We start from the raw sequence: 21,797 nt of genomic DNA on the forward strand, positions 1-21,797 counted from the left end.
GGAGTGAGTGAGGGGGCCGTCTCCCCCGTACGGGCGAGGGCCGCAAACCGCTCCCCCGGGCGATCCGGCGCACCGCCCCGCGGCACGAGTCTGGGAGGCGACGGAGAACCAACTCCCCGGGAGGGAACGTGCTTTCCGCACTCGCCCGGGCGGCCACCCGCCGCCCCTTGACCGTGATGCTCCTGTGGGGGCTCTTTCTGCTGCTGGGATTCGGGCTGGGGACGGGCGTGTTCGCGCGGCTCTCCGACAACGTGTCCGAAGTGCCCGGAACCGAGTCGGAGTCGGCCGCCCGGTACCTGGACCGGGCGGACCCGGCGGGCGAGTCGATCACCGGCGTGGTGGCCGGCACCGCCGTCTCGGACCCGGAGCTGCGTGCCGAGGTCGAGCGGGCCGTGGCCGACGTGCGGACGGTCGCCGGGGTCGCCGCCGTACCCGACCCGTACACCACGCGCGGTCTGACCGCCGAGGACGGGCGGGCGTTGATCATCCCCGTCACGCTCGAGGGCGGTCTGGACGACGACGCCGAGGAGCGCACGCTCGACGCGGCGGCCGAGCGGATCAGGGAGATCGACGCCCCCGACGTCCAGGTGAGCGGGGGCCCGCTGCTGGGGCAGCAGATCGCCGAGCGGGCCCAGGAGGACGTGAAGAACGCGGAGTTGATCTCCCTGCCGGTGGTACTGGTGCTGCTGCTCGTGGTGTTCGGCGGACTGCGCTCCGCGCTGCTGCCGCTGGTCGTCGCGGTCAGCGGGATCGCGGGGGCCTTCCTGGCGCTGTTCCTCTTCAGCGAGGTCACGGACATCTCCGTGTACGCGATCCAGGTGACGACGATGCTGGGGCTCGGGCTCGCCGTGGACTACGCCCTGCTGATGCTGGTGCGGTTCCGGGAGGAACGCCGGCACACCGAGGACGTCGTGGAGGCGGTGCACCGCACGGTCGCGGCGGCCGGGCGGACGGTGCTGTTCTCCGGGCTCACGGTGGCCGTCAGCCTGACCGGGCTGCTGGTCTTCCCGAGCGTGTTCCTGCGCAGCATGGGCCTCGCGGTCGCCGCCGTGGTCGTCATCGACATGCTGGCCGCGCTCACCCTGCTGCCCGCGCTGCTGGCCCGGTTCGGCGGGCGGATCCCCCCGGCGAAGGACCGGCCGGAGGGCGAGGAGGGCCGGCTCTTCGCCCGGATCGCCCGCTTCGCGGCCCGGCGCCGGATCGCCGTACTGGCCGTGGCCGTCCCGGTGCTGCTGGTCCTGGCGGTGCCGGCGGCCGGGGTGGAGATCGCCCTCGGGGACGCGCGGCAGCTCCCCACGGACACCGAGGCCCGGCAACTGCACGACACCGTGGGCGGCCACTTCCCGCCGGGGACCGGGGTCACGCCGGTCACCGTCGTCGTCCGGCCCGGCGCCGACGGCGCGACCGTCGACGGGATCCGCGCGCTGTCCCCGGCCACCGCGGCCCGTGAACTGCCGGGCGGTGCCACGGTGCTGGAGATCCGGCCGCCCGGCGCGGCCGACGGCGAGGAGGCGACCGGGCTGGTCGAGCGGGTGCGGGAGGTACGCGGCGACGAACCGGTCGAGGTCACCGGGCCCGCGGCCCGGCTGGTCGACTTCCGCGAGATGCTCGCCGAACGGGCACCGTGGGCGGCCGTGACCGTCCTGGCCGGCATCTTCGTGCTGCTGTTCGCGTTCACCGGTTCCGTGCTGCTGCCGCTGCGCACCATCGCGACGACGCTGCTCAGCCTGGGCGCCGCGCTCGGTGCGGTGGTGTGGGTCTTCCAGGACGGTCATCTGGCCGGGCCGCTGGGCGCCGAGGGGCTGGGCTCGCTGAGTCTCACCGCGCCGCCGCTGATCGTGGCGATCGCGTTCGGACTGGCCATGGACTACGAGCTGTTCATCCTGGCCCGGATGCGGGAGGCCCGGGAGCGCACCGGTGACGACGCGGGGGCCGTGGTGGACGGGCTGCGCCGCTCGGGCAGGGTGGTCACCTGTGCGGCGCTGCTGCTGGCGGTCGTCTTCGCCGCGTTCATGACGGGCGGCTTCTCGCCCATCCTGCAGATCGGTCTGGGGCTCACCCTGGCCGTCCTCATCGACGCGACCGTCGTGCGCATGCTCCTGGTGCCGGCCACCATGTCCCTCCTCGGGCGCCGCGCCTGGTGGGCTCCGGCACCGTTGCGGCGGCTCCACGAGCGCTTCGGACTCCACGAGGAGCCTGCGGAGGCGGCTCGGCCGCGGGTGCCGGCGGGGGTGTGAGCGTCCGCCCACACCGGCCGGCACCACTCACCCGACGGAGCGCCGGGAGTTCGCCCCCTCCGCCCCTTCCCTCCCCCACTCTCGGCTCCGCTCGAGCGGGAGGTGCCCCCATCGTCCCTGGGGGCTTCGCCCCCAGACCCCCACGCGCAGTTCCCCGCGCCCCTATAGGGGCGCGGGGCTGTGTCGACATGCGGCTTCGCCGCGTGGGCGCGATCAGCCACGACGCACCCGCAGCCGCCACACAACCGACCCGGCCCCCCACCTCCCGCTCCCGCATGGTCGAACGGAGCGATGGGCGCGACGCCCAGGCACTCGCCGGCGTCGCACCCATCCGACGCTCACACATCCTCTTGCCCGGATTCGCGTCAATTCGGAACGTGAACTCCCTCCGCCGGTAAGGACTTTATCGGTTACACCTCTTGACGGCGCCCGAGGCGCAGAGCACATTGGCGTCACTTTGAGAGCGCTCTCACGCCACAGGCGTCCGAACCCGAGAGGGCATCCCCACATGAGTGACACCTCCGGCATCCCCCGCACGCTCCGCAGACCCCGCCCGCTGCGGCGGGCGGTCCTCGCCGTCGTCAGCGCGCTCGCCCTCGCGGCGGGCGCCGCCACCGCGGCCAGTCCGTCCGCGAGCGCGTCCGTGCCGCCTCCGCCGTCGGGCTGGACCCAGGTCTTCGCCGACGACTTCAACGGTTCCGCGGGCAGCGGTGTCAACACCTCCGACTGGCAGTACGCGACCGGCAAGGGCTACCCGGGCGGCCCCGCCAACTGGGGCACCGGCGAGATCGAGACGATGACGTCCAACGCGGACAACGTCTCCCTCGACGGCAACGGCAACCTGCGCATCACCCCGCGCCGCGACGCCTCCGGCAACTGGACCTCCGGCCGCATCGAGACCAGGCGCACCGACTTCCAGCCCCCGGCCGGCGGCAAGCTCCGTGTCGAGGGCCGCATCCAGGTGCCGAACGTCACCGGCGCCGCCGCCAAGGGCTACTGGCCCGCGTTCTGGATGCTGGGCTCCCCCTACCGGGGCAACTACTGGAACTGGCCCGCCGTCGGCGAGCTGGACATCATGGAGAACACACAGGGCAACAACACCGTGTTCGCCACGATGCACTGCGGCACCTCGCCGGGCGGCCCGTGCAACGAGACCAGCGGCATCGGCGGTTCGACCACCTGCCAGGGCACGACCTGTCAGGCCGGCTTCCACACGTACCGGATGGAGTGGGACCGCTCGACGAGCGTCGAGGAGATCCGCTTCTACCTCGACGGCAACAACTTCCACACCGTACGGGAGAACCAGGTCGACGCGACGACCTGGACGAACGCGACGAACCACGGCTACTTCGTCATCCTGAACGTGGCGATGGGCGGCGGCTTCCCCGACGCCTTCGGCGGCGGCCCGGACGCGGGCACCCAGCCCGGGCACTCGATGCTCGTCGACTACGTGCAGGTGCTGACCTCCGGCGGCGGAGACGACCCGGGTGACCCCGGCACGCCCGGCAACCGCGACGCCTACGGCACCATCCAGGCCGAGTCCTACGACGGCCAGGGCGGCGTGATGACGGAGAACACCTCGGACTCCGGCGGCGGCCAGAACGTGGGCGCGCTGGCAGGCGGTGACTGGCTGCAGTTCAAGGGTGTCACCTTCGGTTCGAACCCGGCCCGGCAGTTCTCCGCGCGGGTGGCGAGCGGTGCCGGCGCCGGCGTCAGCGGCCTGGTCGAGGTGCGGCTGGACAGCCGGAGCAACGCGCCCATCGGCAGCTTCGCCGTGGGCAACACGGGCGGCTGGCAGTCCTGGCGGACGATCCCGGCGAACATCAGCGACGTGACGGGCACCCACGACGTCTACCTGACCTTCACCAGCGGCCAGCCGTCGGACTTCGTGAACGTCAACTGGTTCACCTTCGGCCACTGATCCCACCCCCCACACCGGCCCTCCCCGGCCGGGAACGAAAGAGGGCCCACACGCGCGTGGGCCCTCTTTCGCATGCCCCGGCCAGAGACTGCATGGTCATGGCGGTTCCGCGGTACCCGGCGCCGCGCGAGGAACGGGGGGCCGCCAGCACCGAGGGCACCCCGCCGGCCGGGAGGCGGTCCGTCACCAAAAAATCATACTTTTAAACTTGAACACATGACGGCACCGATGCTGTTTGAACCGAGGACTTCTTGAAGTGATGCGGCGCGCCACCCGCCTCGTACGGCGTCGCCCCGGCAACGTGACCGCCGGGGAATCACCGACCGCCGCGCACGGTTGTCGTGACCGCGAGGAAGAAGATGAGCACTGTGAGTGAAACAGCCGTGAGGCTCTTCTCCGGTGAGCGCCGGGCGTCCGCCGAGGTGAAGGACCCGGCGGACGAGGACACCCTGGACAACGAGGGTGTCGCGAAGTCCGAGGACTCCCGGCAGGAGCTGCTCGACTCGGCGACGGAGTCGCTCGACAGCAAGGGAGCTGACGCGGAATGACCGACGAGACGACCGAACCGACCACGGACGCCCCAGAGGAACAAGAAGAACAGGAGGAACGGGGGGAGGCCCTCGCGGCCCTCCCCGCGCCCCCGGCCGACTGGGCCAACCCGCTGCGCGACCCGCGGGACCGGCGGCTGCCCCGGGTGGCGGGCCCCTCCGGTCTGGTCATCTTCGGGGTGACCGGCGACCTGTCCCGCAGGAAGCTGATGCCGGCCGTGTACGACCTCGCCAACCGGGGCCTGCTGCCGCCGGGCTTCTCGCTGCTCGGGTTCGCCCGCCGGGACTGGGAGGACCAGGACTTCGCCCAGGTCGTGCACGACGCCGTCAAGGAGCACGCGCGCACCCCGTTCCGCGAGGAGGTCTGGCAGCAGCTCGCCGAGGGCATGCGGTTCGTCCCGGGCGACTTCGACGACGACCACGCGTTCGACCAGCTGCGCAAGGCCGTGGACGAGCTGGACGCCCATCGGGGCACCAACGGCAACTACGCCTTCTACCTCTCCGTACCGCCGAGGTTCTTCCCGAAGGTCGTCCAGCAGCTGAAGAAGCACGGGCTGACCGACGCCCCCGAGGGGTCCTGGCGGCGCGCGGTGATCGAGAAGCCGTTCGGACACGACCTGAAGTCCGCCGAGGAGCTCAACGCGATCGTGCACGAGGTGTTCGACCCGGAGCAGGTCTTCCGGATCGACCACTACCTCGGCAAGGAGACCGTCCAGAACATCCTGGCGCTGCGCTTCGCCAACCAGATGTTCGAACCGATCTGGAACCGGTCCTTCGTGGACCACGTGCAGATCACCATGGCGGAGGACATCGGCATCGGCGGGCGCGCGGGCTACTACGACGGCATCGGCGCCGCCCGTGACGTCATCCAGAACCACCTCCTGCAGCTCATGGCGCTCACCGCGATGGAGGAGCCGGCCTCCTTCGACGCCGCCTCGCTGCTGACCGAGAAGCTGAAGGTGTTCCGGGCCGTGAAGGTCCCGGACGACCTGGGCCGGCACACGGTGCGCGGACAGTACGAGGGTGCCTGGCAGGGCGGTGCGAAGGTGCGCGGCTATCTGGAGGAGGAGGGCATCGACCCCTCCTCGAAGACCGACACCTACGCCGCGATCAAGCTCGGCGTGGACAACCGCCGCTGGGCGGGCGTCCCCTTCTACCTGCGCACCGGCAAGCGGCTGGGCCGCCGGGTCACCGAGATCGCGGTGGTCTTCCAGCGGGCGCCGCACTCCCCCTTCGACTCCACCGCCACCGAGGAGCTCGGGCAGAACGCGGTCGTCATCCGGGTCCAGCCGGACGAGGGCATGACGGTCCGGTTCGGCTCCAAGGTGCCGGGGACCTCGATGGAGCTGCGGGACGTGACCATGGACTTCGCGTACGGCGAGTCGTTCACCGAGTCCAGCCCGGAGGCGTACGAGCGGCTCATCCTGGACGTCCTGCTGGGGGACGCCAACCTGTTCCCCCGTCACCAGGAAGTGGAGGAGTCCTGGAGGATCCTCGATCCGATCGAGGAGTACTGGGCGTCGCACGGCCGGCCGGCGCGGTACACCTCGGGCAGCTGGGGACCCGCGGAAGCCGACGAGATGCTCGCACGAGACGGACGGAGCTGGCGCAGGCCATGAAGATCGACCTGACCGACACCACGGCAAGCAAGGTCAACAAGGCGCTGGTGCAGGGCCGCCGCGCCATCGGCACCCCGGCCGTGGGCATGGTCCTGACGATGGTGATCGTCACGGACGAGGAGAACGCCTACGACGCGATCAGGGCGGCCGAGGAGGCCTCGCACGAGCACCCCTCGCGCACCCTGGTCGTGATCAAGCGGCACACCCGCAACCCCCGCGAGCGCACCCACCCCCGGCTGGACGCCGAGGTCCGGGTCGGCTCGGAGGCCGGGACCGGTGAGACGGTGGTGCTGCGGACGTACGGCGAGGTGTCCGACCACGCCGACTCGGTGGTGCTGCCGCTGCTGCTGCCGGACGCGCCGGTGGTGGTGTGGTGGCCGACGGACGCGCCCGAGAACCCGGCGAAGGACCCGCTGGGCGCGCTGGGCCAGCGCAGGATCACCGACCTGTACACGGCCGAGAACCCCATGGAGGTGCTGGAGGCCCGGCGGCGCACCTACGCGCCCGGCGACACCGACCTCGCCTGGACCAGGCTGACGCTGTGGCGCTCCATGCTGGCGGCGGCGCTGGACCAGGCGCGGGCGACGGTGACCTCGGCGACCGTGGAGGCCGAGGCCGACAACCCGGCCGCCGAGCTGCTGGCGCGCTGGCTGGAGGCGCGGTTGCGGGTGACCGTCGACCGGGTGGTGACCGCGGGGCCCGTCGTCACGGCGGTCCGCCTCGGCACCGCGGACGGCGAGGTCGTCATCGACCGCCCCGAGGGCCCGCTGGCCACGCTGACCCTGCCGGGGCAGCCCGCGCGCCGGCTGGCACTGAAGGTCCGCCCCACCTCCGAACTCATCGCCGAGGAGCTCAGGCGCCTCGACGCGGACGAGATGTACGCCGTCGCCCTGCGCGGCGAGGCCACCGAGGAGGTCCCCGCCCATGTCTGACGCCCCCGAGCCGACCCGGCGCCCCGAGTGGGCCGCCCTGGGCGACCACCGCGCGGACGCGCTGCCGCAGCCGGACCTGCGCGAGCTGTTCGACGCCGACCCGTCCCGCGCCGAGCGGTACGTCGTACGCGTGGGTGACCTGCGCATCGACTACTCCAAGCACCTGGTCAACGACGAGACGCTCGCCCTGCTGCGTGAACTGGCCGAGGCCACCGATGTGTTCGGGCAGCGCGACGCCATGTTCCGCGGTGAGCGGATCAACGTCACCGAGGACCGGGCCGTGCTGCACACCGCGCTGCGCGCCCCGCGGGACGCGGTGGTCGAGGTCGACGGGGAGAACGTCGTCCCGGCCGTGCACGCCGTGCTCGACCGGATGGCCGACTTCGCCGGCCGCGTCCGCTCCGGCGAGTGGACGGGCCACACCGGCAAGCGCATCCGCACCGTCGTCAACATCGGCATCGGCGGCTCCGACCTCGGCCCGGCGATGGCGTACGAGGCGCTGCGCGCGTACACCGACCGCTCGCTGACCTTCCGGTTCGTGTCCAACGTGGACGGCGCCGACCTGCACGAGGCGACCCGCGACCTGGACCCGGCGGAGACGCTGTTCATCGTCGCCTCCAAGACCTTCACCACGATCGAGACGATCACCAACGCCACCTCGGCACGGACCTGGCTGCTCAAGGGTCTGGGAGGTGACGAGAAGGCGGTGGCCCGGCATTTCGTCGCTCTGTCGACCAACGCCGAGAAGGTCACGGACTTCGGCATCGACACGGCGAACATGTTCGAGTTCTGGGACTGGGTCGGCGGACGCTACTCCTACGACTCCGCGATCGGCCTGTCGCTGATGATCGCCATCGGCCCGGACCGCTTCCGGGAGATGCTCGACGGGTTCCGGATCGTCGACGAGCACTTCGTCAACGCCCCCGCCGAGGCCAACGCCCCGCTGCTGATGGGCCTGTTGGGCGTCTGGTACAACAACTTCCTCGACGCCCAGTCGCACGCCGTGCTGCCGTACTCGCACTACCTGTCGAAGTTCACCGCCTACCTCCAGCAGCTCGACATGGAGTCCAACGGCAAGTCGGTGGACCGCCGGGGCCGTCCCGTCGCCTGGCAGACGGGGCCGGTGGTGTGGGGCACGCCCGGCACCAACGGGCAGCACGCCTACTACCAGTTGATCCACCAGGGGACGAAGCTCATCCCGGCCGACCTGATCGGCTTCACCCGCCCGGTCGCCGAGCTGGGCGACGAACTCAAGGCGCAGCACGACCTGTTGATGGCCAACCTGTTCGCGCAGGGCCAGGCCCTCGCGTTCGGCAAGACCGCCGAGGAGGTACGGGCGGAGGGCGTGCCCGAGGAACAGGTGCCGCACCGCACCTTCCGGGGCAACCACCCCACCACCACGATCCTGGCCACCGAACTGACCCCCTCGGTGCTCGGCCAGCTCATCGCGCTGTACGAGCACAAGGTGTTCGTCCAGGGCGCCGTCTGGGACATCGACTCCTTCGACCAGTGGGGCGTCGAACTCGGCAAGGTCCTCGCCAAGCGCGTCGAGCCCGCCCTCACCGAGGGCGCCGACGTCCCCGGCCTCGATCCGTCCACGGCCGCGCTGGTGGCCGCCTACCGCGAACGCAGGAAGTGAGCTGACATGCAGATCGGTCTTGTTGGGCTCGGCAAGATGGGCGGCAACATGCGCGAGCGCCTCCGCAGCGCCGGCCACACCGTCGTCGGGTACGACACCAACCCCGAACTCTCCGACGTCGACCACCTGTCCGACCTCGTCGACCGGCTCGAGAGGCCGCGCGCGGTGTGGGTGATGGTGCCGGCCGGCGCCGCCACCCAGCACGTCGTCGACCAGCTCGGGAGCCTGCTCAAGCCCGGCGACACGGTCGTCGACGGCGGCAACTCCCGCTGGACGGACGACGAGAAGCACGCCAAGGAGCTGGGCGCCCGGGGCATCGGCTTCGTCGACGCGGGTGTCTCGGGCGGGGTGTGGGGCCTGCAGAACGGTTACGCCCTGATGGTCGGCGGCGACGAGGAGCAGGTGGAGCAGCTGAAGCCGATCTTCGACGCGCTCAAGCCGGAGGGACCGTACGGCTATGTCCACGCGGGCAGGGTGGGCGCCGGGCACTTCGCGAAGATGGTCCACAACGGCATCGAGTACGCCATGATGCAGGCCTACGCCGAGGGCTGGGAACTCCTGGAGAAGGTCGACTCGGTGGACAACGTCCGGGAGGTGTTCCGCTCCTGGCAGGAGGGCACCGTCATCCGCTCCTGGCTGCTCGACCTCGCGGTCGACGCCCTCGACGAGGACCAGCACCTGGAGCGGCTGCGCGGATACGCCGAGGACTCGGGCGAGGGCCGCTGGACCGTGGAGGCGGCCATCGACAACGCCGTGCCGCTGCCCGCGATCACCGCGTCGCTGTTCTCGCGGTTCACCTCGCGTCAGGAGGACTCGCCGCAGATGAAGATGATCGCGGCGCTGCGCAAGCAGTTCGGCGGCCACACCGTCGAGTCGGCGGAGAAGGCGTAACGACCGTGGGGGACCTGCTGCTGGCGCGGCACGGCGAGACGGAGTGGAGCAGGGCGGGCCGGCACACCGGCCGGACCGATCTCCCGCTGACCTCGGCCGGTGAGGCCCAGGCCAGGTCCCTCGCGCCGCTGCCGGCGGGGCGGACCTTCGGGCTGGTCCTCACCAGTCCGCTGGTCCGCGCCCGGCACACCGCCGAACTGGCGGGCCTGACCGGGGCGGTGGAGGAGCCGGACCTGCGGGAGTGGGACTACGGCGGCTACGAGGGGATCACCACCGCGGACATCCGCCGCACCCGGCCCGGCTGGGACCTGTGGACCGACGGGGTGCCGCCCGGCCGGGAGTTCCCCGGCGAGTCCCCGGAGCAGGTCGGCGGGCGCGCGGACCGGGTGCTGTCCCGGGTGGCCGGGGCGCTGGAGGAGGGGGACGTGATGCTGGTGGCGCACGGCCACCTGCTCCGCGTCCTGACGGCCCGCCGCCTGGGCCTGCCACCGTCCGCCGGCCGCCTGTTCCGCCTGGAGACGGGCACCCTGAGCCGTCTGTCGCTGGAGCACGGCAGCCCGGTGATCGCGGAGTGGAACACCCGGCCGTGACGTGCGGGGGCCGGCCCCGGCCACCGGGCCGTCGGCGGGTGCGGCCGTGCCCGCGACGCGGGCGGCGGTGCGGCCGTGCCCGCGACGCGGGCGGCGGTGCGGCCGTGCCCGCGACGCGGGCGGCGGTGCGGCCGTGCCCGCGTCGCGGGCGGCGGTGCGCCCGACGGCCCCCGTACGACCTGGCGGCACGAGGCCGGTGGCCGGGGCGGCCCGATCCGGCCGCCGGCGGGTGACGGCCCGTCGCTCCTGCGCGCCAGTGCGCCTCGGGAGGAGGCCGGCCGGCGGCCCTCGGCGCCGCGGCCCGCCTCTGCCGCGATCGTCCACGGCCCGGCGAGGGCCCGGGCGCTCAGCCGCCCGTGCGTGTCCGTGCCGCGTGCTGGGCGGCCAGGCGGACCGGGGCGTTGCGGGCGCCGTAGCCGCGGTGGGCGCCGTCGCGCTGGACGAGTTCGAAGAAGACGCGTCCGACGGTGAGGGTGTAACAGTGGCGCAGGGTGCCGTGCTCGTCGGCGTCGTAGAGGATGCCCAGGTCGCGGTAGGTCTCCAGCTCGCCGTCGGCGAACTCGTGCCGGGCGGCGAGGTCGTCGTAGTAGTTCGCCGGAATCGGCAGCAGCCGGCCGCCCGCGTCGCGGAAACGGCGGGCCGCGGCGACCACGTCGTCGGTGGCGAGCGCGATGTGCTGGGCGTGCGCGGTGTCGTCCGTGGGAGCGGCACCGACACCGAGGGCGATGCGGACACTGCCGTCGGCGTTGCCGACCGCGCGGCTGCGCTGCAGGCCGTAGGGGTCGGCGAGGTCCACGCTCTCGTCGGCGCGCAGCCCGAGCACGCTGCGGTGGAAGAGGGCCGCCTCGTCGAAGTGGTGCCAGGGCTGGGTGAGGGCGAGATGGTCGATGTGCCGTACGGCCGTGGCGGCGGGGGCGTGCTCCACGTCCGCGAAGTCGGACCGCCAGCCGCCGCCGGAGGGCGGCCGGGTGCCGCAGAAGAACAGTTCCGTGCCGTCGGGCGCGGCCACCGCGTCGAGCGGGGCGTCCTCGGGGGCGCGGCGGCGCGGCAGTACGGGCGCCAGCAGGGCCTCCGCGCGGCGGGCGGCACCGGCGGCGTCGGGTGACTCGAGGCCGACGGCCGCGAGCCGGGTGCCGTCACGGCGTACGGCCGCCCCGGTGTTGACGAGGATCCGGGCCTCGCCCTGCTGCCACAGGTCGACGGGCTTGCTGCGGTGCCGGGCGGTGCGGGCGAAGCCCAGCGCGTCGAGCAGCCCCGCGAGGGGGTCCGCGTCGGGCGTGACGAGTTCGGCGAAGGCGAACCCGGTGGGGACGACGGGGGCCGGGGGTTCGGCCGCGCCCACCTCCTCCTGGAGCGTCAGCAGGGAGCGGCGGGCGTCCACGGCGGTCGGTCCGGCCTCGGCCTGCCGGACGACGTCGTTGAAGACCTCCAGGGAGAGCGGCCCGGCGTAGCCGGTGCGCAGCACGTGACGGACCAGCCCGGCGACGTCGAAGCCGCCCTGGCCGGGGAAGCAGCGGTGATGGCGGCTCCACTGCAGCACGTCCATCGCGGGCAGCGGGGCGTCGGCGAGCTGGAGGAAGAAGATCTTCTCGCCGGGGATGTCCTCGATGCCCTCGGGGTCACTGCCGCGCGAGAGGATGTGGAAGCTGTCCAGACAGGTCCCGAGCGCGGGATGCCCTGCCGCCTCGACGATGCGCCAGGCATGGTCGTACGTACTGACGTGCCGCCCCCAGGCCAGCGCCTCGTACGCCACCCGGATGCCGAAGTCATCGGCGAGGTCGGCCAGTTCGCTCAGCTGACGTGCGGCTAGGGCGTCGTCGTCGACGGCGGACGGGTCGACGCTGGAGCAGACGAGGACGGTGTCGGCGCCCAGCCTGCGCATCAGTTCGAACTTGTGCCGGGCGCGGCGCAGATTGCGGGCGAAGAGCTCCGCGGGCACGGCCTCGATGTCCCGCAGCGGCTGGTAGAGGTCGATGCCCAGGCCGAGGTCGGCGCAGCGGGCGCGGATCTCCTCGGGGGTGAGCACCGCGGTGAGCAGGTCGTTCTCGAAGATCTCCACGCCGTCGAAGCCGGCCCGGGCGGCGGCCGTGAGCTTCTCGGTGAGGGAGCCGCTGAGGGAGACGGTGGCGATGGACGTACGCACGTCGGTACCTCTTGCTTCTGTGGGGCTTCTCGGTCTACTTCGACGCCCCGACGGCGCCGTCGGTCAGCTCGGTGAGGTCCGCGAGCATCCGCGCGCTGTCGGGTTCCCGGCCGGTGAACAGGCGGAACGCGTCGGCGGCCTGGAAGGCGGCCATGCCGCCGCCGTCGAGGGTGGCGCAGCCGGCCGCGCGGGCGGTGCGCAGCAGCTCGGTCTCCAGCGGGCGGTAGACGACCTCGGCGACCCACAGTCCGGGGTGCAGCAGTCCGGCCGGCAGGGGCAGGCCGGGGTGGGCGGCCATGCCGGTGGGGGTGGCGTGCACCAGGCCGCCGCGGCCGTCGGCGGCGCCGAGCAGCTCAGGCAGCCGGTCCGGGGGCGCGGCGGCGGCGCGGCCCGGCCCGAAGCTCCGGTTCAGCGCGGCGGCCAGCTCGGCCGCCCGCCCGGGCAGCGCGTCCACGACGGTGACCCGTTCGGCGCCGAGGGTGAGCGCGGCGTGCGCGACGGCCGCGCCGGCGCCGCCCGCGCCGAGCTGCACGACCCGTTCCAGCGGGACGTCGGGCAGACCGCGGGCGAAGGCGGCGGCGAAGCCGGTGACGTCCGTGTTGTGGCCGACGGCGCGTCCGCCCTCGAACACGACGGTGTTGACCGCGCCGAGCGCCTCGGCCCGCGGGTCGAGGGCGTCCAGGTGCTCGACGACGAGCCGCTTGCACGGGTGGGTGATGTTGAGCCCGTCGAAACCGAGCAGCCGGGCGGCGCGCAGCAGTTCGCCCACCGCCTCGGGCGGGACACCGGTCGTGTCGAGGTCGAGGAGCCGGTACAGGTAGCGCAGGCCCTGCCGGTCGGCCTCCCGCTCGTGCAGCGCGGGGCTGAGCGAGGGGCCGATGCCGGAACCGATCAGCCCGACGAGATAAGAGTCCTTGAGCACCGGGACCTCCAGAGGCGGCTCACTAATGTACGAACCAGTACGTTAGCTATATCAGCCGTCACGGGCCCGCGGGAAGACCCGTCGGGCCGGGCGGGGCGCTGCTTCTAGAATCACCGGCACTGCACCCTCGGCCCGAAGGAACCCGATGACCAGCGTCGAAGAACCGGCACGGCCCGGCGAGCGCATCCGTGACGCCGCCCGCACCAGGGCCGAGATCCTCGACGTGGCGACGCGGGAGTTCGCCCGGGCCGGCTACGACGGGGCCCGCGTCGACGAGATCGCCGCCCGCACCCGCACCACCAAGCGGATGATCTACTACTACTTCGGCGGCAAGGAACAGCTGTTCACGGCCGTGCTGGAGCGGGCGTACGGCGTGATCCGCGAGGCCGAGCAGCAGCTGGACGTGGACCACCTGGACCCGGTGGCGGCCATCCGGCGGCTGGCGGAGCTGACCTTCGACCACCACGAGCGGCACCCGGACTTCATCCGCCTGGTGAGCATCGAGAACATCCACGACGCGGAGCACATCGCGGCCTCCGAGGAACTGGGACGGATGGGCTCGCCCGCGCTGGACGTGATCCGCCGGATCCTGGCGGCCGGGCGGGAGTCGGGACTGTTCACGGCCGACGTCGACGCCGTGGACCTGCACGCGATGATCAGTTCCTTCTGCTTCTTCCGGGTGTCCAACCGGCACACCTTCGGCGCGCTGTTCGGCCGCGACCTGGTGGACCCGGACCGGCGCGAGCACTACCGGGCGATGCTGGGCGACATGGTGATCGCCTATCTGACGGCGGAACGCACGGCGGACTGAGCCCCGCCCCGGACCTGACCGAACTCCGTACGACGCGACCCCTTGACAGTGCGGGCGGCCGGGCGCAGCATCCCTACCCAGCCGCTACTAACTACCCAGTGGGTTAATTAGCACATCGGCAACTCCCCTCCGCTCGTCCTCCGCGTACCGTCGTGGAGTCCCCCCGAAGGAGCACGCCGTGACCGTCCCCGCACCACCCCGCGACGCCTCCCCGCCCGGGCAGCCGAAGAAGGCGGCCGCCGCCGCCTGGATCGGCAGCGCCCTGGAGTACTACGACTTCTTCATCTACGGCAGCGCGGCCGCGCTGATCTTCCCGGAGGTCTTCTTCGACGACTCCGACCCGGCCACCGCGACCCTGCTGTCGCTGGCCACGTTCGGTGTCGCGTACGCGGCCCGGCCGATCGGCGCGCTCTTCCTCGGGCACATCGGGGACCGCCTCGGCCGCAAGAAGATCATGGTCTTCACGCTGATGCTGATGGGCCTGTCGACCTTCCTCATCGGCTGTCTGCCCACCCGCGCCCAGGTCGGCACCCTCGCCCCGGTCCTGCTGGTGCTGTGCCGGGTGCTGCAGGGCATCTCGGCGGCCGGCGAACAGGCCAGCGCCAACTCGATGACCCTGGAACACGCGCCGCCGGACCGGCGGGGCTTCTTCACCAGCTTCACCCTCAGCGGCACCCAGGGCGGCCAGCTGCTGGCCACCCTGGTCTTCATCCCGATCGCCGCGCTGCCCGAGGAGCAGCTGCTGTCCTGGGGCTGGCGGGTGCCGTTCTGGCTGAGCGTCGCGGTCGCCGTCGTCGGGTGGGTCATCCGCCGCAGGCTGGACGAGACACCGGCGTTCGAGCAGCAGACCGCCGGCGAGGGGGTGGTGAAGCTGCCGCTGGTGGTGCTGCTGCGCGAGCACTGGGCGGACGTCCTGCGGGTGGTCGCGGGCGCGCTGATCGCCTCGGTCAGCACCATCTTCACGGTGTGGGCGCTGGCGTACGCCACCAGTGACACGGTCGGCATGTCCCGCTCGTCGATGCTGTGGGTGGGCGCGCTGGCCAATGTCGTCGCGCTGGCCGCGATCCCGCTGTGGGCCGCGCTCTCCGACCGCGTGGGCCGCCGTCCCGTCTATCTGATCGGGGCCGTCGGCAGCGCGGTGACGATGTTCCTCTACCTGTGGGCGATCTCCACGGGCGACTACGCGCTCACCCTGCTCCTCGGGATCATCGCGTTCGGCGTGGTCTACAGCGCCGCGAACGGTGTGTGGCCGTCCTTCTACGGCGAGATGTTCCCGACCAGGGTCCGGCTGTCGGGCGTGGCGATCGGCACGCAGATCGGCTTCGCGGTGGCCGGGTTCGCGGTCACGTTCGCCGCGCGGATCGCGGGTCCGGACGGCGACGGCTGGATGGCGGTGGCCCTCTTCACGGCCGCTCTGTGCGTGCCCCCGGTCATCGCGGCGATCACGGCCCGCGAGACCCATCGCGTCCCCACCGGGCAGCTCGGCGAACGTGCCGTCGAGCAGAGCGCGGAGCGGCCGGAGAAGGTGACGGCCTGACCCACGTCGAAGACGTTCCCGACCGGTCAGGAAACAAGAAGCGCAGGTGGACACGGGCCACCTAGCCTAGCCTTGCCGCGATGGGGACGCCGGCGGGGGCCGCGCACGCGGTCCCCGCCCGACGGAGGGGAACGATGAGCATGACCACGAGGACAGAGCAGCAGCCGGCCGAGCCGCACGCCGCCGACAGCCACGATCTGATCCGCGTGCACGGGGCGCGTGAGAACAACCTCAAGGACGTCAGCATCGAGATACCCAAGCGCCGGCTGACGGTGTTCACCGGTGTCTCCGGCTCGGGCAAGAGCTCCCTGGTGTTCGACACCATCGCCGCCGAGTCGCAGCGGCTGATCAACGAGACGTACAGCGCCTTCCTCCAGGGCTTCATGCCGAACCTGGCCCGCCCCGAGGTCGACGTACTCGACGGCCTGACCACCGCCATCACCGTCGACCAGCAGCGGATGGGCTCCGATCCCCGCTCCACCGTCGGCACCGCCACCGACGCCAACGCGATGCTGCGCATCCTCTTCAGCCGGCTCGGCACGCCGCACATCGGCCCGCCCGCCGCGTACTCCTTCAACGTCGCCTCGGTCTCGGCGACCGGTGGCTTCACCGTCGACCGCGGTTCCGAGAAGACCAGGACCGAGAAGGTCAGCTTCAGCCGTACCGGCGGCATGTGCACCCACTGCGAGGGCCGGGGCACGGTCTCCGACATCGACCTCACACAACTGTTCGACGACTCCAAGTCGCTCTCCGAGGACCCCTTCACCATCCCCACCTACACCGGGGACGGCTGGGTCGTGCGGGTCATCACCGAGTCGGGCTTCTTCGACAAGGACAAGCCGATCCGCGAGTACACCAAGAAGGAGCGGCACGACTTCCTCCACCGCGAGCCGACCAAGGTGAAGATCAACGGGGTCAACCTCACCTACGAGGGGCTGATCCCGAAGCTCCAGAAGTCGTTCCTGTCCAAGGACCGCGAGTCGATGCAGCCGCACATCCGGGCCTTCGTGGACCGGGCGGTCACCTTCGCCGAGTGCCCCGACTGCGACGGCACCCGGCTCAGCGAACTGGCCCGCTCCTCGAGGATCGGCGAGGTCAACATCGCCGACGCCTGCGCCATGGAGATCCGCGACCTGGCCGAATGGGTCCGCGGGCTGACGGAACCGTCGGTGACGCCGCTGCTCACCAAGCTCCAGCACACCCTCGACTCGTTCGTGGAGATCGGCCTCGGCTACCTCTCCCTCGACCGGGCCTCGGGCACGCTCTCCGGCGGTGAGGCGCAGCGCACCAAGATGATCCGCCACCTCGGCTCCTCGCTCACCGACGTGACGTACGTCTTCGACGAGCCGTCCATCGGCCTGCACCCGCACGACATCCAGCGGATGAACAACCTGCTGCTGCGGCTGCGGGACAAGGGCAACACGGTCCTGGTGGTGGAGCACAAGCCGGAGACGATCGCCATCGCCGACCACGTCGTGGACCTCGGCCCCGGCGCCGGCACGGCGGGCGGCACCGTCTGCTTCGAGGGCACCGTCGACGCCCTGCGCGCGAGCGACACCGTCACCGGCCGCCACCTCGACGACCGGGCCAGGCTGAAGGAGACGGTCCGCGAGGCCACCGGCGCGCTGGAGATCCGCGGCGCGAACGCCAACAACCTCCAGGACGTCGACGTCGACATACCGCTCGGCGTGCTCTGCGTCGTCACCGGTGTCGCCGGCTCCGGCAAGAGCTCCCTCCTCCACGGCTCCGTACCGGCCCCCGAGGGCGTGGTCTCGGTGGACCAGACCCCGATCCGCGGCTCGCGCCGCAGCAACCCGGCGACGTACACGGGGCTGCTCGACCCGATCCGCAAGGCGTTCGCCAAGGCCAACGGCGTCAAGCCGGCGCTGTTCAGCGCCAACTCCGAGGGCGCCTGCCCCACCTGCAACGGCGCCGGCGTCATCTACACCGATCTGGCGATCATGCAGAGTGTCGCCACGGCCTGCGAGGACTGCGGGGGCAAGCGGTTCGACGCGTCGGTGCTGGAGTACCGCTTCGGCGGCCGGGACATCAGCGAGGTGCTCGCGATGTCGGTGACCGAGGCCGAGGAGTTCTTCCGCGAGGGCGCGTCACGGATTCCGGCCGCGCACCGGATCGTCGAGCGGATGGCGGACGTCGGCCTCGGCTACCTCACCCTCGGCCAGCCGCTCACCACGCTGTCCGGCGGCGAGCGGCAGCGGCTGAAGCTGGCCGTCCACATGGCCGACAAGGGCGGTGTGTACGTCCTCGACGAGCCGACCACCGGTCTGCACCTCGCCGACGTGGAGCAGCTGCTCGGCCTGCTCGACCGGCTCGTGGACTCCGGGAAGTCGGTCATCGTCATCGAGCACCACCAGGCGGTCATGGCGCACGCCGACTGGATCGTCGACCTCGGCCCCGGGGCCGGTCACGACGGCGGCCGGATCGTCTTCGAGGGCACCCCCGCCGACCTGGTCGCCGCCCGCGCCGGCCTCACGGGCGAGCACCTCGCGGCGTACGTCGGCGCCTGAGGCACGCGCGGTACGCGCCGGGGTGTTCCTCGGTCACGCCCCGGCGCGGCGCGGGATGCCGTACGCCCGTTCCACGCGCAGTCGCAGCACCAGGCGCCGGTCGCGGACCATCGCGGCGCGGTAGTCGTCCCAGTCGGCGTGCTCGCCGTTGATGTCGCGGTACAGCCGGATCAGTTCCTCCACCGTCCCGTCGTACAGGTTCCCGGCGACGGGTGACAGGTCGGCGGTGCCCTCGGCGACCGTGTAGGCCCACCGGTCGTCGCTGGTGACGTGGTAGGAGGCGCGGGGGTCGCGCCGCAGGTTGCGGGTCTTGGCCCGGTCGTCGGTGAGCGAGACGCGGATGACCCGCTCGTCGGGGTAGTAAGCGTGCATGACGTTCGACAGCTGGGGCCGTCCGTCCCGTTTCAGGGTGACGAGCACTCCCCCGTGCCGCTCGGAGAGCAGGGCGAGCAGTGCGTTCTGTTCGGCGTCCTGGGTCATGACTCGTTCAACGGCCCGCACCGGGCCGGTGTTCCTCCGAGGGGAGCGAGGAGAGCGATGACAGTGCTGCGGCAGGAGGCCGATCCCGCCGAGGCCGGGCTGGACGCGGGGGCGCTGGAGCGCCTGGACCGGCATTTCGCCCGTCTGGTCGACGAGGGGAGGCTGCCCGGGTTCCTGGTGTCCGTCGCCCGGGGCGGGCGCGTCGCGCACCTCACGGCGTACGGGGCGCGGGACGTCGCGGCGGGCCTGCCGGTGGAGAGCGACACGCTGTGGCGGATCTACTCCATGACCAAGCCGGTGACGGCCGTCGCCGCGCTGATGCTGGTGGAGGAGGGCCGCCTGTCGCTGGACGACCCGGTCGGCCGCCGTCTTCCGGCGTTCGCGGAGCCGCGCGTGTACGAGAGCGGATCGGGTGACGGGGTGCGGACCCGCCCTCCCGCCGGCCCTCTCCTCGTACGGCATCTGATGACGCACACCGCCGGTCTGACGTTCGCCTTCTACCACTCCCACCCCGTCGACGCGCTGTACCGCGCGGCCGGACTGGAGTCGTCGGTGGCGCCGGGCGCGGATCTCGCGGGGACGACCGAGGTGTACGCGCGTCTGCCGCTGCAGTTCGATCCGGGTACGCAGTGGAACTACTCGGTCGCCTCGAACGTGCTGGGGCGGATCGTCGAGGTGGTGTCGGGCCGGCCGCTCGACGTGTTCCTCGCCGAGCGGATCTTCCGGCCGCTCGGTATGACGGACGCCGGATTCGAGGTCACCGACGAGCAGGCGGGGCGGCTCGCGGAGATGTACGGGGAGTCCGACGACGGCGGCATCGAGCCCGTCCCCGGACTGCCGCTGCGGGGCCGGCCCCGGTTCCTGTCCGGCAGCGGCGGCATGGTGGCCTCCGCCCACGACTTCCACCGTTTCATGGAACTGCTGCGCCGGCGCGGCGAACTCGACGGTACGCGCCTGCTCTCCCCGGCGACCGTGGACCTGATGACCCGCAACCACCTCCCCGGCGGCGCCGACCTGCGCGCCTTCGGCAGCCGCCCCGCACACGACGTCCCCGGCAACGCGGGCGTCGGCTTCGGCCTCGGCGTCTCCGTCGTCATCGACCCGTCCCGCACGCAGGCCCCGTCCGCTCCCGGCAGCTACGGCTGGAGCGGCGTGGCCACGACCACGTTCTGGGTCGATCCGGGCCGCGACCTGACCGTGCAGTTCTACACGCAGGTGCGGCCCAGGTCCTCCCACACCGTCTTCCGGGACCTCAGACGGCTGGTGCACGAGGCGGTGACGCACTGACCGTGGGGCCGGGTCAGGACAGGTGCGCAACGGCGTCCAGATGGGGCAGGTGGTGGTCGAGCCGCTCCCGCTTGGTGCGCAGATAGGTGATGTTGTTCTCGCACGGCGGTATCAACAGCGGCACCTGCTCGGCGACCTGGACGCCGTGCCGGACCAGCGCCTCGCGCTTGCGCGGGTTGTTGGACATCAGCCGCACCGAGCGCACGCCCAGGTCCTGGAGGATCCCGGCGGCGACACCGTAGTCGCGGGCGTCCACGGGGAACCCGAGCGCCAGGTTCGCCTCGACGGTGTCCAGTCCCTCCGCCTGCAGGGCCATCGCCCGCAGCTTGCCGAGGAGCCCGATGCCGCGGCCCTCGTGTCCCCTCAAGTAGACGACCACGCCCGCCCCTTCGGCGACGACCGCGCGCAGCGCCGACGCCAGCTGGTCGCCGCACTCGCAGTGCTGGGAGCCGAAGGCGTCCCCGGTCAGGCACTCCGAGTGCAGCCGGACGAGGACTTCGTCCGTGCCGATGTCGCCGTGCACCAGGGCGACCTGCTCGTCACCGCGGTCGTGGTCCAGGTAACCGACCGCCTGGAACTTGCCGTACACGGTGGGCAGCGGCGCGTTCACGACGCGTTCCACGCCGGTCCGCCGCTGGGGCTTCTTGCCGAGTACGCCTACTTTTTCTGTCATGATTCCCGAGTTCCTAAGCAGAGACGAAAGGCCGTGAGGATATGGGTGGTTCACAAAAGCGGTCGGCGGCATACGGCCCGGTGCACGGTCTGTTGCCGGCGGATACTACTGAGGATGTACGGACGCGGGGAGCCGGCGTCTCACGGCAGATCGCGGTACTTCCGGTCGGGAGTTTCGAGCAGCACGGTCCGTTCCTGCCGTTGGCGACCGACACGCTGGTCGCCTGCGCGATCGCGCGGGAGATCACCGACGCCTTTCCGGTGCACCTCCTCCCTCCGGTGACGATCTCCTGCTCCCACGAGCACGCGGCCTGGCCGGGGACCGTCTCCCTCTCCTCCGTCACGCTCCACGCGGTGATACGGGACATCGCCGACTCGCTCCGCAGGTCGGGCGTGGACACCCTGGTGCTGGTCAACGGACACGGCGGAAACTACGTACTGGGCAACGTCGTCCAGGAATCCTCCGCCCGCGGCGAGCGAATGGCGCTGTTCCCGGCCCCGGAGGACTGGGAGACGGCACGTGTACGAGCCGGCGTCGCCACATCCCTCCTCACCGACATGCACGCGGGCGAAATCGAGACCTCCATTCTTCTCCACACACATCCCGAATCGCTCCGCCCCGGTTATGAGACCTCCGACCACACAGCGGACGACCGCCGCCACCTCCTCACCACGGGCATGTCCGCCTACACCGATTCGGGCGTCATCGGCCGTCCTTCTCTGGGCTCGGCGGAAAAGGGCAAGGAAATCCTGGCAAGTCTGGCGGATTCGTTCGCGACGTGCTTCTCGTTGCTGACGTCGACGGACGGCGCCCTTTCCAGCCCGCCCGGCCCATCCAGCCCGCCCGGCACATCCAGCCCGTCCGGCGTTTGAGGACGAGGCCGAAGGCCGACAGGGGGTCCGGGGGCAACGCCCCCGGGAACGGGAAGGGAAGGGGCGGCGGGGGCGAAAACACCACGCCCACCGCTCCGCACCCCCGCGTACCACCGACCGACCAGCACCACCACACCCGGCAGGCTGGCCACAAGACTGAGCACCCC

General features: G+C 71.9%; 17 protein-coding genes. 13 read left to right on the forward strand and 4 right to left on the reverse strand.

The features are described 5' to 3' along the window. The first annotated feature begins 128 nt into the window (after positions 1-128). The 8 genes from ACIA6T_RS18720 to ACIA6T_RS18755 all read left to right on the forward strand — a co-directional run bounded on the left by ACIA6T_RS18720 (position 129) and on the right by ACIA6T_RS18755 (position 10,377). Complete coding sequence (locus tag ACIA6T_RS18720; protein WP_399447573.1) at positions 129-2,237, forward strand: MMPL family transporter; 2,109 nt, start codon at positions 129-131, stop codon at positions 2,235-2,237. Positions 2,238-2,745: 508 nt separating this feature from the next. Next, positions 2,746-4,158, forward strand: coding sequence for a glycoside hydrolase family 16 protein (locus ACIA6T_RS18725; protein ID WP_399447574.1), 1,413 nt, complete (start codon positions 2,746-2,748; stop codon positions 4,156-4,158). A gap of 359 nt (positions 4,159-4,517) precedes the next feature. Continuing rightward, entirely contained in the window at positions 4,518-4,706 is a 189-nt protein-coding gene (locus tag ACIA6T_RS18730) for a hypothetical protein (RefSeq protein ID WP_399447575.1), read from the forward strand. Next, complete coding sequence (gene zwf / locus ACIA6T_RS18735; RefSeq protein ID WP_399447576.1) at positions 4,703-6,325, forward strand: glucose-6-phosphate dehydrogenase; 1,623 nt, start codon at positions 4,703-4,705, stop codon at positions 6,323-6,325. Before ACIA6T_RS18730 ends, zwf begins: the two co-directional genes overlap by 4 nt. After that, positions 6,322-7,257, forward strand: coding sequence for a glucose-6-phosphate dehydrogenase assembly protein OpcA (gene opcA, locus ACIA6T_RS18740; protein WP_399447577.1), 936 nt, complete (start codon positions 6,322-6,324; stop codon positions 7,255-7,257). The genes zwf and opcA overlap by 4 nt, the downstream gene beginning before the upstream one ends. After that, a complete protein-coding gene (gene pgi / locus ACIA6T_RS18745) occupies positions 7,250-8,896 on the forward strand; it encodes a glucose-6-phosphate isomerase (RefSeq protein WP_399447578.1) in 1,647 nt (548 codons plus the stop codon). Before opcA ends, pgi begins: the two co-directional genes overlap by 8 nt. A 6-nt stretch (positions 8,897-8,902) precedes the next feature. After that, the gene (gnd, locus tag ACIA6T_RS18750; protein WP_399447579.1) at positions 8,903-9,787 is read left to right on the forward strand and encodes a phosphogluconate dehydrogenase (NAD(+)-dependent, decarboxylating); all 885 of its coding nucleotides are present in this window, start codon (positions 8,903-8,905) and stop codon (positions 9,785-9,787) included. Between the two features lie 5 nt (positions 9,788-9,792). Continuing rightward, positions 9,793-10,377, forward strand: coding sequence for a histidine phosphatase family protein (locus ACIA6T_RS18755; RefSeq protein ID WP_399447580.1), 585 nt, complete (start codon positions 9,793-9,795; stop codon positions 10,375-10,377). A 346-nt stretch (positions 10,378-10,723) separates the two neighbouring features. Here the strand turns inward: ACIA6T_RS18755 and ACIA6T_RS18760 are convergent, their stop codons facing one another. Together ACIA6T_RS18760 and ACIA6T_RS18765 are read right to left on the reverse strand one after the other, a co-directional pair. Continuing rightward, positions 10,724-12,520, reverse strand: coding sequence for a bifunctional sugar phosphate isomerase/epimerase/4-hydroxyphenylpyruvate dioxygenase family protein (locus ACIA6T_RS18760; protein ID WP_399447581.1), 1,797 nt, complete (start codon positions 12,518-12,520; stop codon positions 10,724-10,726). A 34-nt stretch (positions 12,521-12,554) separates the two neighbouring features. After that, entirely contained in the window at positions 12,555-13,442 is an 888-nt protein-coding gene (locus ACIA6T_RS18765; protein WP_399447582.1) for a shikimate dehydrogenase, read from the reverse strand. A gap of 145 nt (positions 13,443-13,587) precedes the next feature. Here ACIA6T_RS18765 and ACIA6T_RS18770 point away from each other — a divergent pair, with 145 nt between their 5' ends. The 3 genes from ACIA6T_RS18770 to ACIA6T_RS18780 all read left to right on the forward strand — a co-directional run bounded on the left by ACIA6T_RS18770 (position 13,588) and on the right by ACIA6T_RS18780 (position 18,318). Further along, positions 13,588-14,253 carry a TetR/AcrR family transcriptional regulator gene (locus ACIA6T_RS18770; RefSeq protein ID WP_399447583.1) on the forward strand — a complete coding sequence of 222 codons (666 nt, stop codon included), beginning with the start codon at positions 13,588-13,590 and terminating at the stop codon, positions 14,251-14,253. A gap of 178 nt (positions 14,254-14,431) precedes the next feature. Beyond that, on the forward strand, positions 14,432-15,790 hold the full coding sequence (locus tag ACIA6T_RS18775; RefSeq protein ID WP_399447584.1) for an MFS transporter: 1,359 nt from the start codon (positions 14,432-14,434) through the stop codon (positions 15,788-15,790). Between the two features lie 134 nt (positions 15,791-15,924). Next, positions 15,925-18,318, forward strand: a complete 2,394-nt coding sequence (locus ACIA6T_RS18780; protein WP_399447585.1) for an ATP-binding cassette domain-containing protein — start codon at positions 15,925-15,927, stop codon at positions 18,316-18,318. Between the two features lie 33 nt (positions 18,319-18,351). On the opposite strand, the gene ACIA6T_RS18785 is transcribed toward ACIA6T_RS18780, so the two are convergent. Then, positions 18,352-18,798, reverse strand: a complete 447-nt coding sequence (locus ACIA6T_RS18785) for a PPOX class F420-dependent oxidoreductase (protein WP_399447586.1) — start codon at positions 18,796-18,798, stop codon at positions 18,352-18,354. A 57-nt stretch (positions 18,799-18,855) separates the two neighbouring features. On the opposite strand from ACIA6T_RS18785, the gene ACIA6T_RS18790 reads away from it, so the two are divergent. Further along, positions 18,856-20,085 carry a serine hydrolase domain-containing protein gene (locus tag ACIA6T_RS18790; RefSeq protein WP_399447587.1) on the forward strand — a complete coding sequence of 410 codons (1,230 nt, stop codon included), beginning with the start codon at positions 18,856-18,858 and terminating at the stop codon, positions 20,083-20,085. A 13-nt stretch (positions 20,086-20,098) separates the two neighbouring features. On the opposite strand, the gene ribA is transcribed toward ACIA6T_RS18790, so the two are convergent. After that, positions 20,099-20,758, reverse strand: a complete 660-nt coding sequence (ribA, locus tag ACIA6T_RS18795; protein WP_399447588.1) for a GTP cyclohydrolase II — start codon at positions 20,756-20,758, stop codon at positions 20,099-20,101. Positions 20,759-20,799: 41 nt separating this feature from the next. Here ribA and ACIA6T_RS18800 point away from each other — a divergent pair, with 41 nt between their 5' ends. Further along, the gene (locus tag ACIA6T_RS18800; protein WP_399447589.1) at positions 20,800-21,630 is read left to right on the forward strand and encodes a creatininase family protein; all 831 of its coding nucleotides are present in this window, start codon (positions 20,800-20,802) and stop codon (positions 21,628-21,630) included. The last annotated feature ends 167 nt before the right edge of the window (positions 21,631-21,797 follow it).

The sequence above is a fragment of the Streptomyces sp. NPDC051740 genome (assembly GCF_044453165.1).
In the GTDB taxonomy this organism is placed as follows: Bacteria; Actinomycetota; Actinomycetes; order Streptomycetales; family Streptomycetaceae; genus Streptomyces; species Streptomyces atrovirens.

Bases quoted from the DNA above. Each gene is read 5' to 3' on its own strand.
- ACIA6T_RS18725 (WP_399447574.1), top strand. From the start codon at position 2,746: ATGAGTGACACCTCCGGCATCCCCCGCACGCTCCGCAGACCCCGCCCG.
- ACIA6T_RS18730 (WP_399447575.1), top strand. From the start codon at position 4,518: ATGAGCACTGTGAGTGAAACAGCCGTGAGGCTCTTCTCCGGTGAGCGC.
- zwf (WP_399447576.1), top strand. From the start codon at position 4,703: ATGACCGACGAGACGACCGAACCGACCACGGACGCCCCAGAGGAACAA.
- opcA (WP_399447577.1), top strand. From the start codon at position 6,322: ATGAAGATCGACCTGACCGACACCACGGCAAGCAAGGTCAACAAGGCG.
- pgi (WP_399447578.1), top strand. From the start codon at position 7,250: ATGTCTGACGCCCCCGAGCCGACCCGGCGCCCCGAGTGGGCCGCCCTG.
- gnd (WP_399447579.1), top strand. From the start codon at position 8,903: ATGCAGATCGGTCTTGTTGGGCTCGGCAAGATGGGCGGCAACATGCGC.
- ACIA6T_RS18770 (WP_399447583.1), top strand. From the start codon at position 13,588: ATGACCAGCGTCGAAGAACCGGCACGGCCCGGCGAGCGCATCCGTGAC.
- ACIA6T_RS18780 (WP_399447585.1), top strand. From the start codon at position 15,925: ATGAGCATGACCACGAGGACAGAGCAGCAGCCGGCCGAGCCGCACGCC.
- ACIA6T_RS18785 (WP_399447586.1), bottom strand. From the start codon at position 18,798: ATGACCCAGGACGCCGAACAGAACGCACTGCTCGCCCTGCTCTCCGAG.
- ACIA6T_RS18790 (WP_399447587.1), top strand. From the start codon at position 18,856: ATGACAGTGCTGCGGCAGGAGGCCGATCCCGCCGAGGCCGGGCTGGAC.
- ribA (WP_399447588.1), bottom strand. From the start codon at position 20,758: ATGACAGAAAAAGTAGGCGTACTCGGCAAGAAGCCCCAGCGGCGGACC.
- ACIA6T_RS18800 (WP_399447589.1), top strand. From the start codon at position 20,800: ATGGGTGGTTCACAAAAGCGGTCGGCGGCATACGGCCCGGTGCACGGT.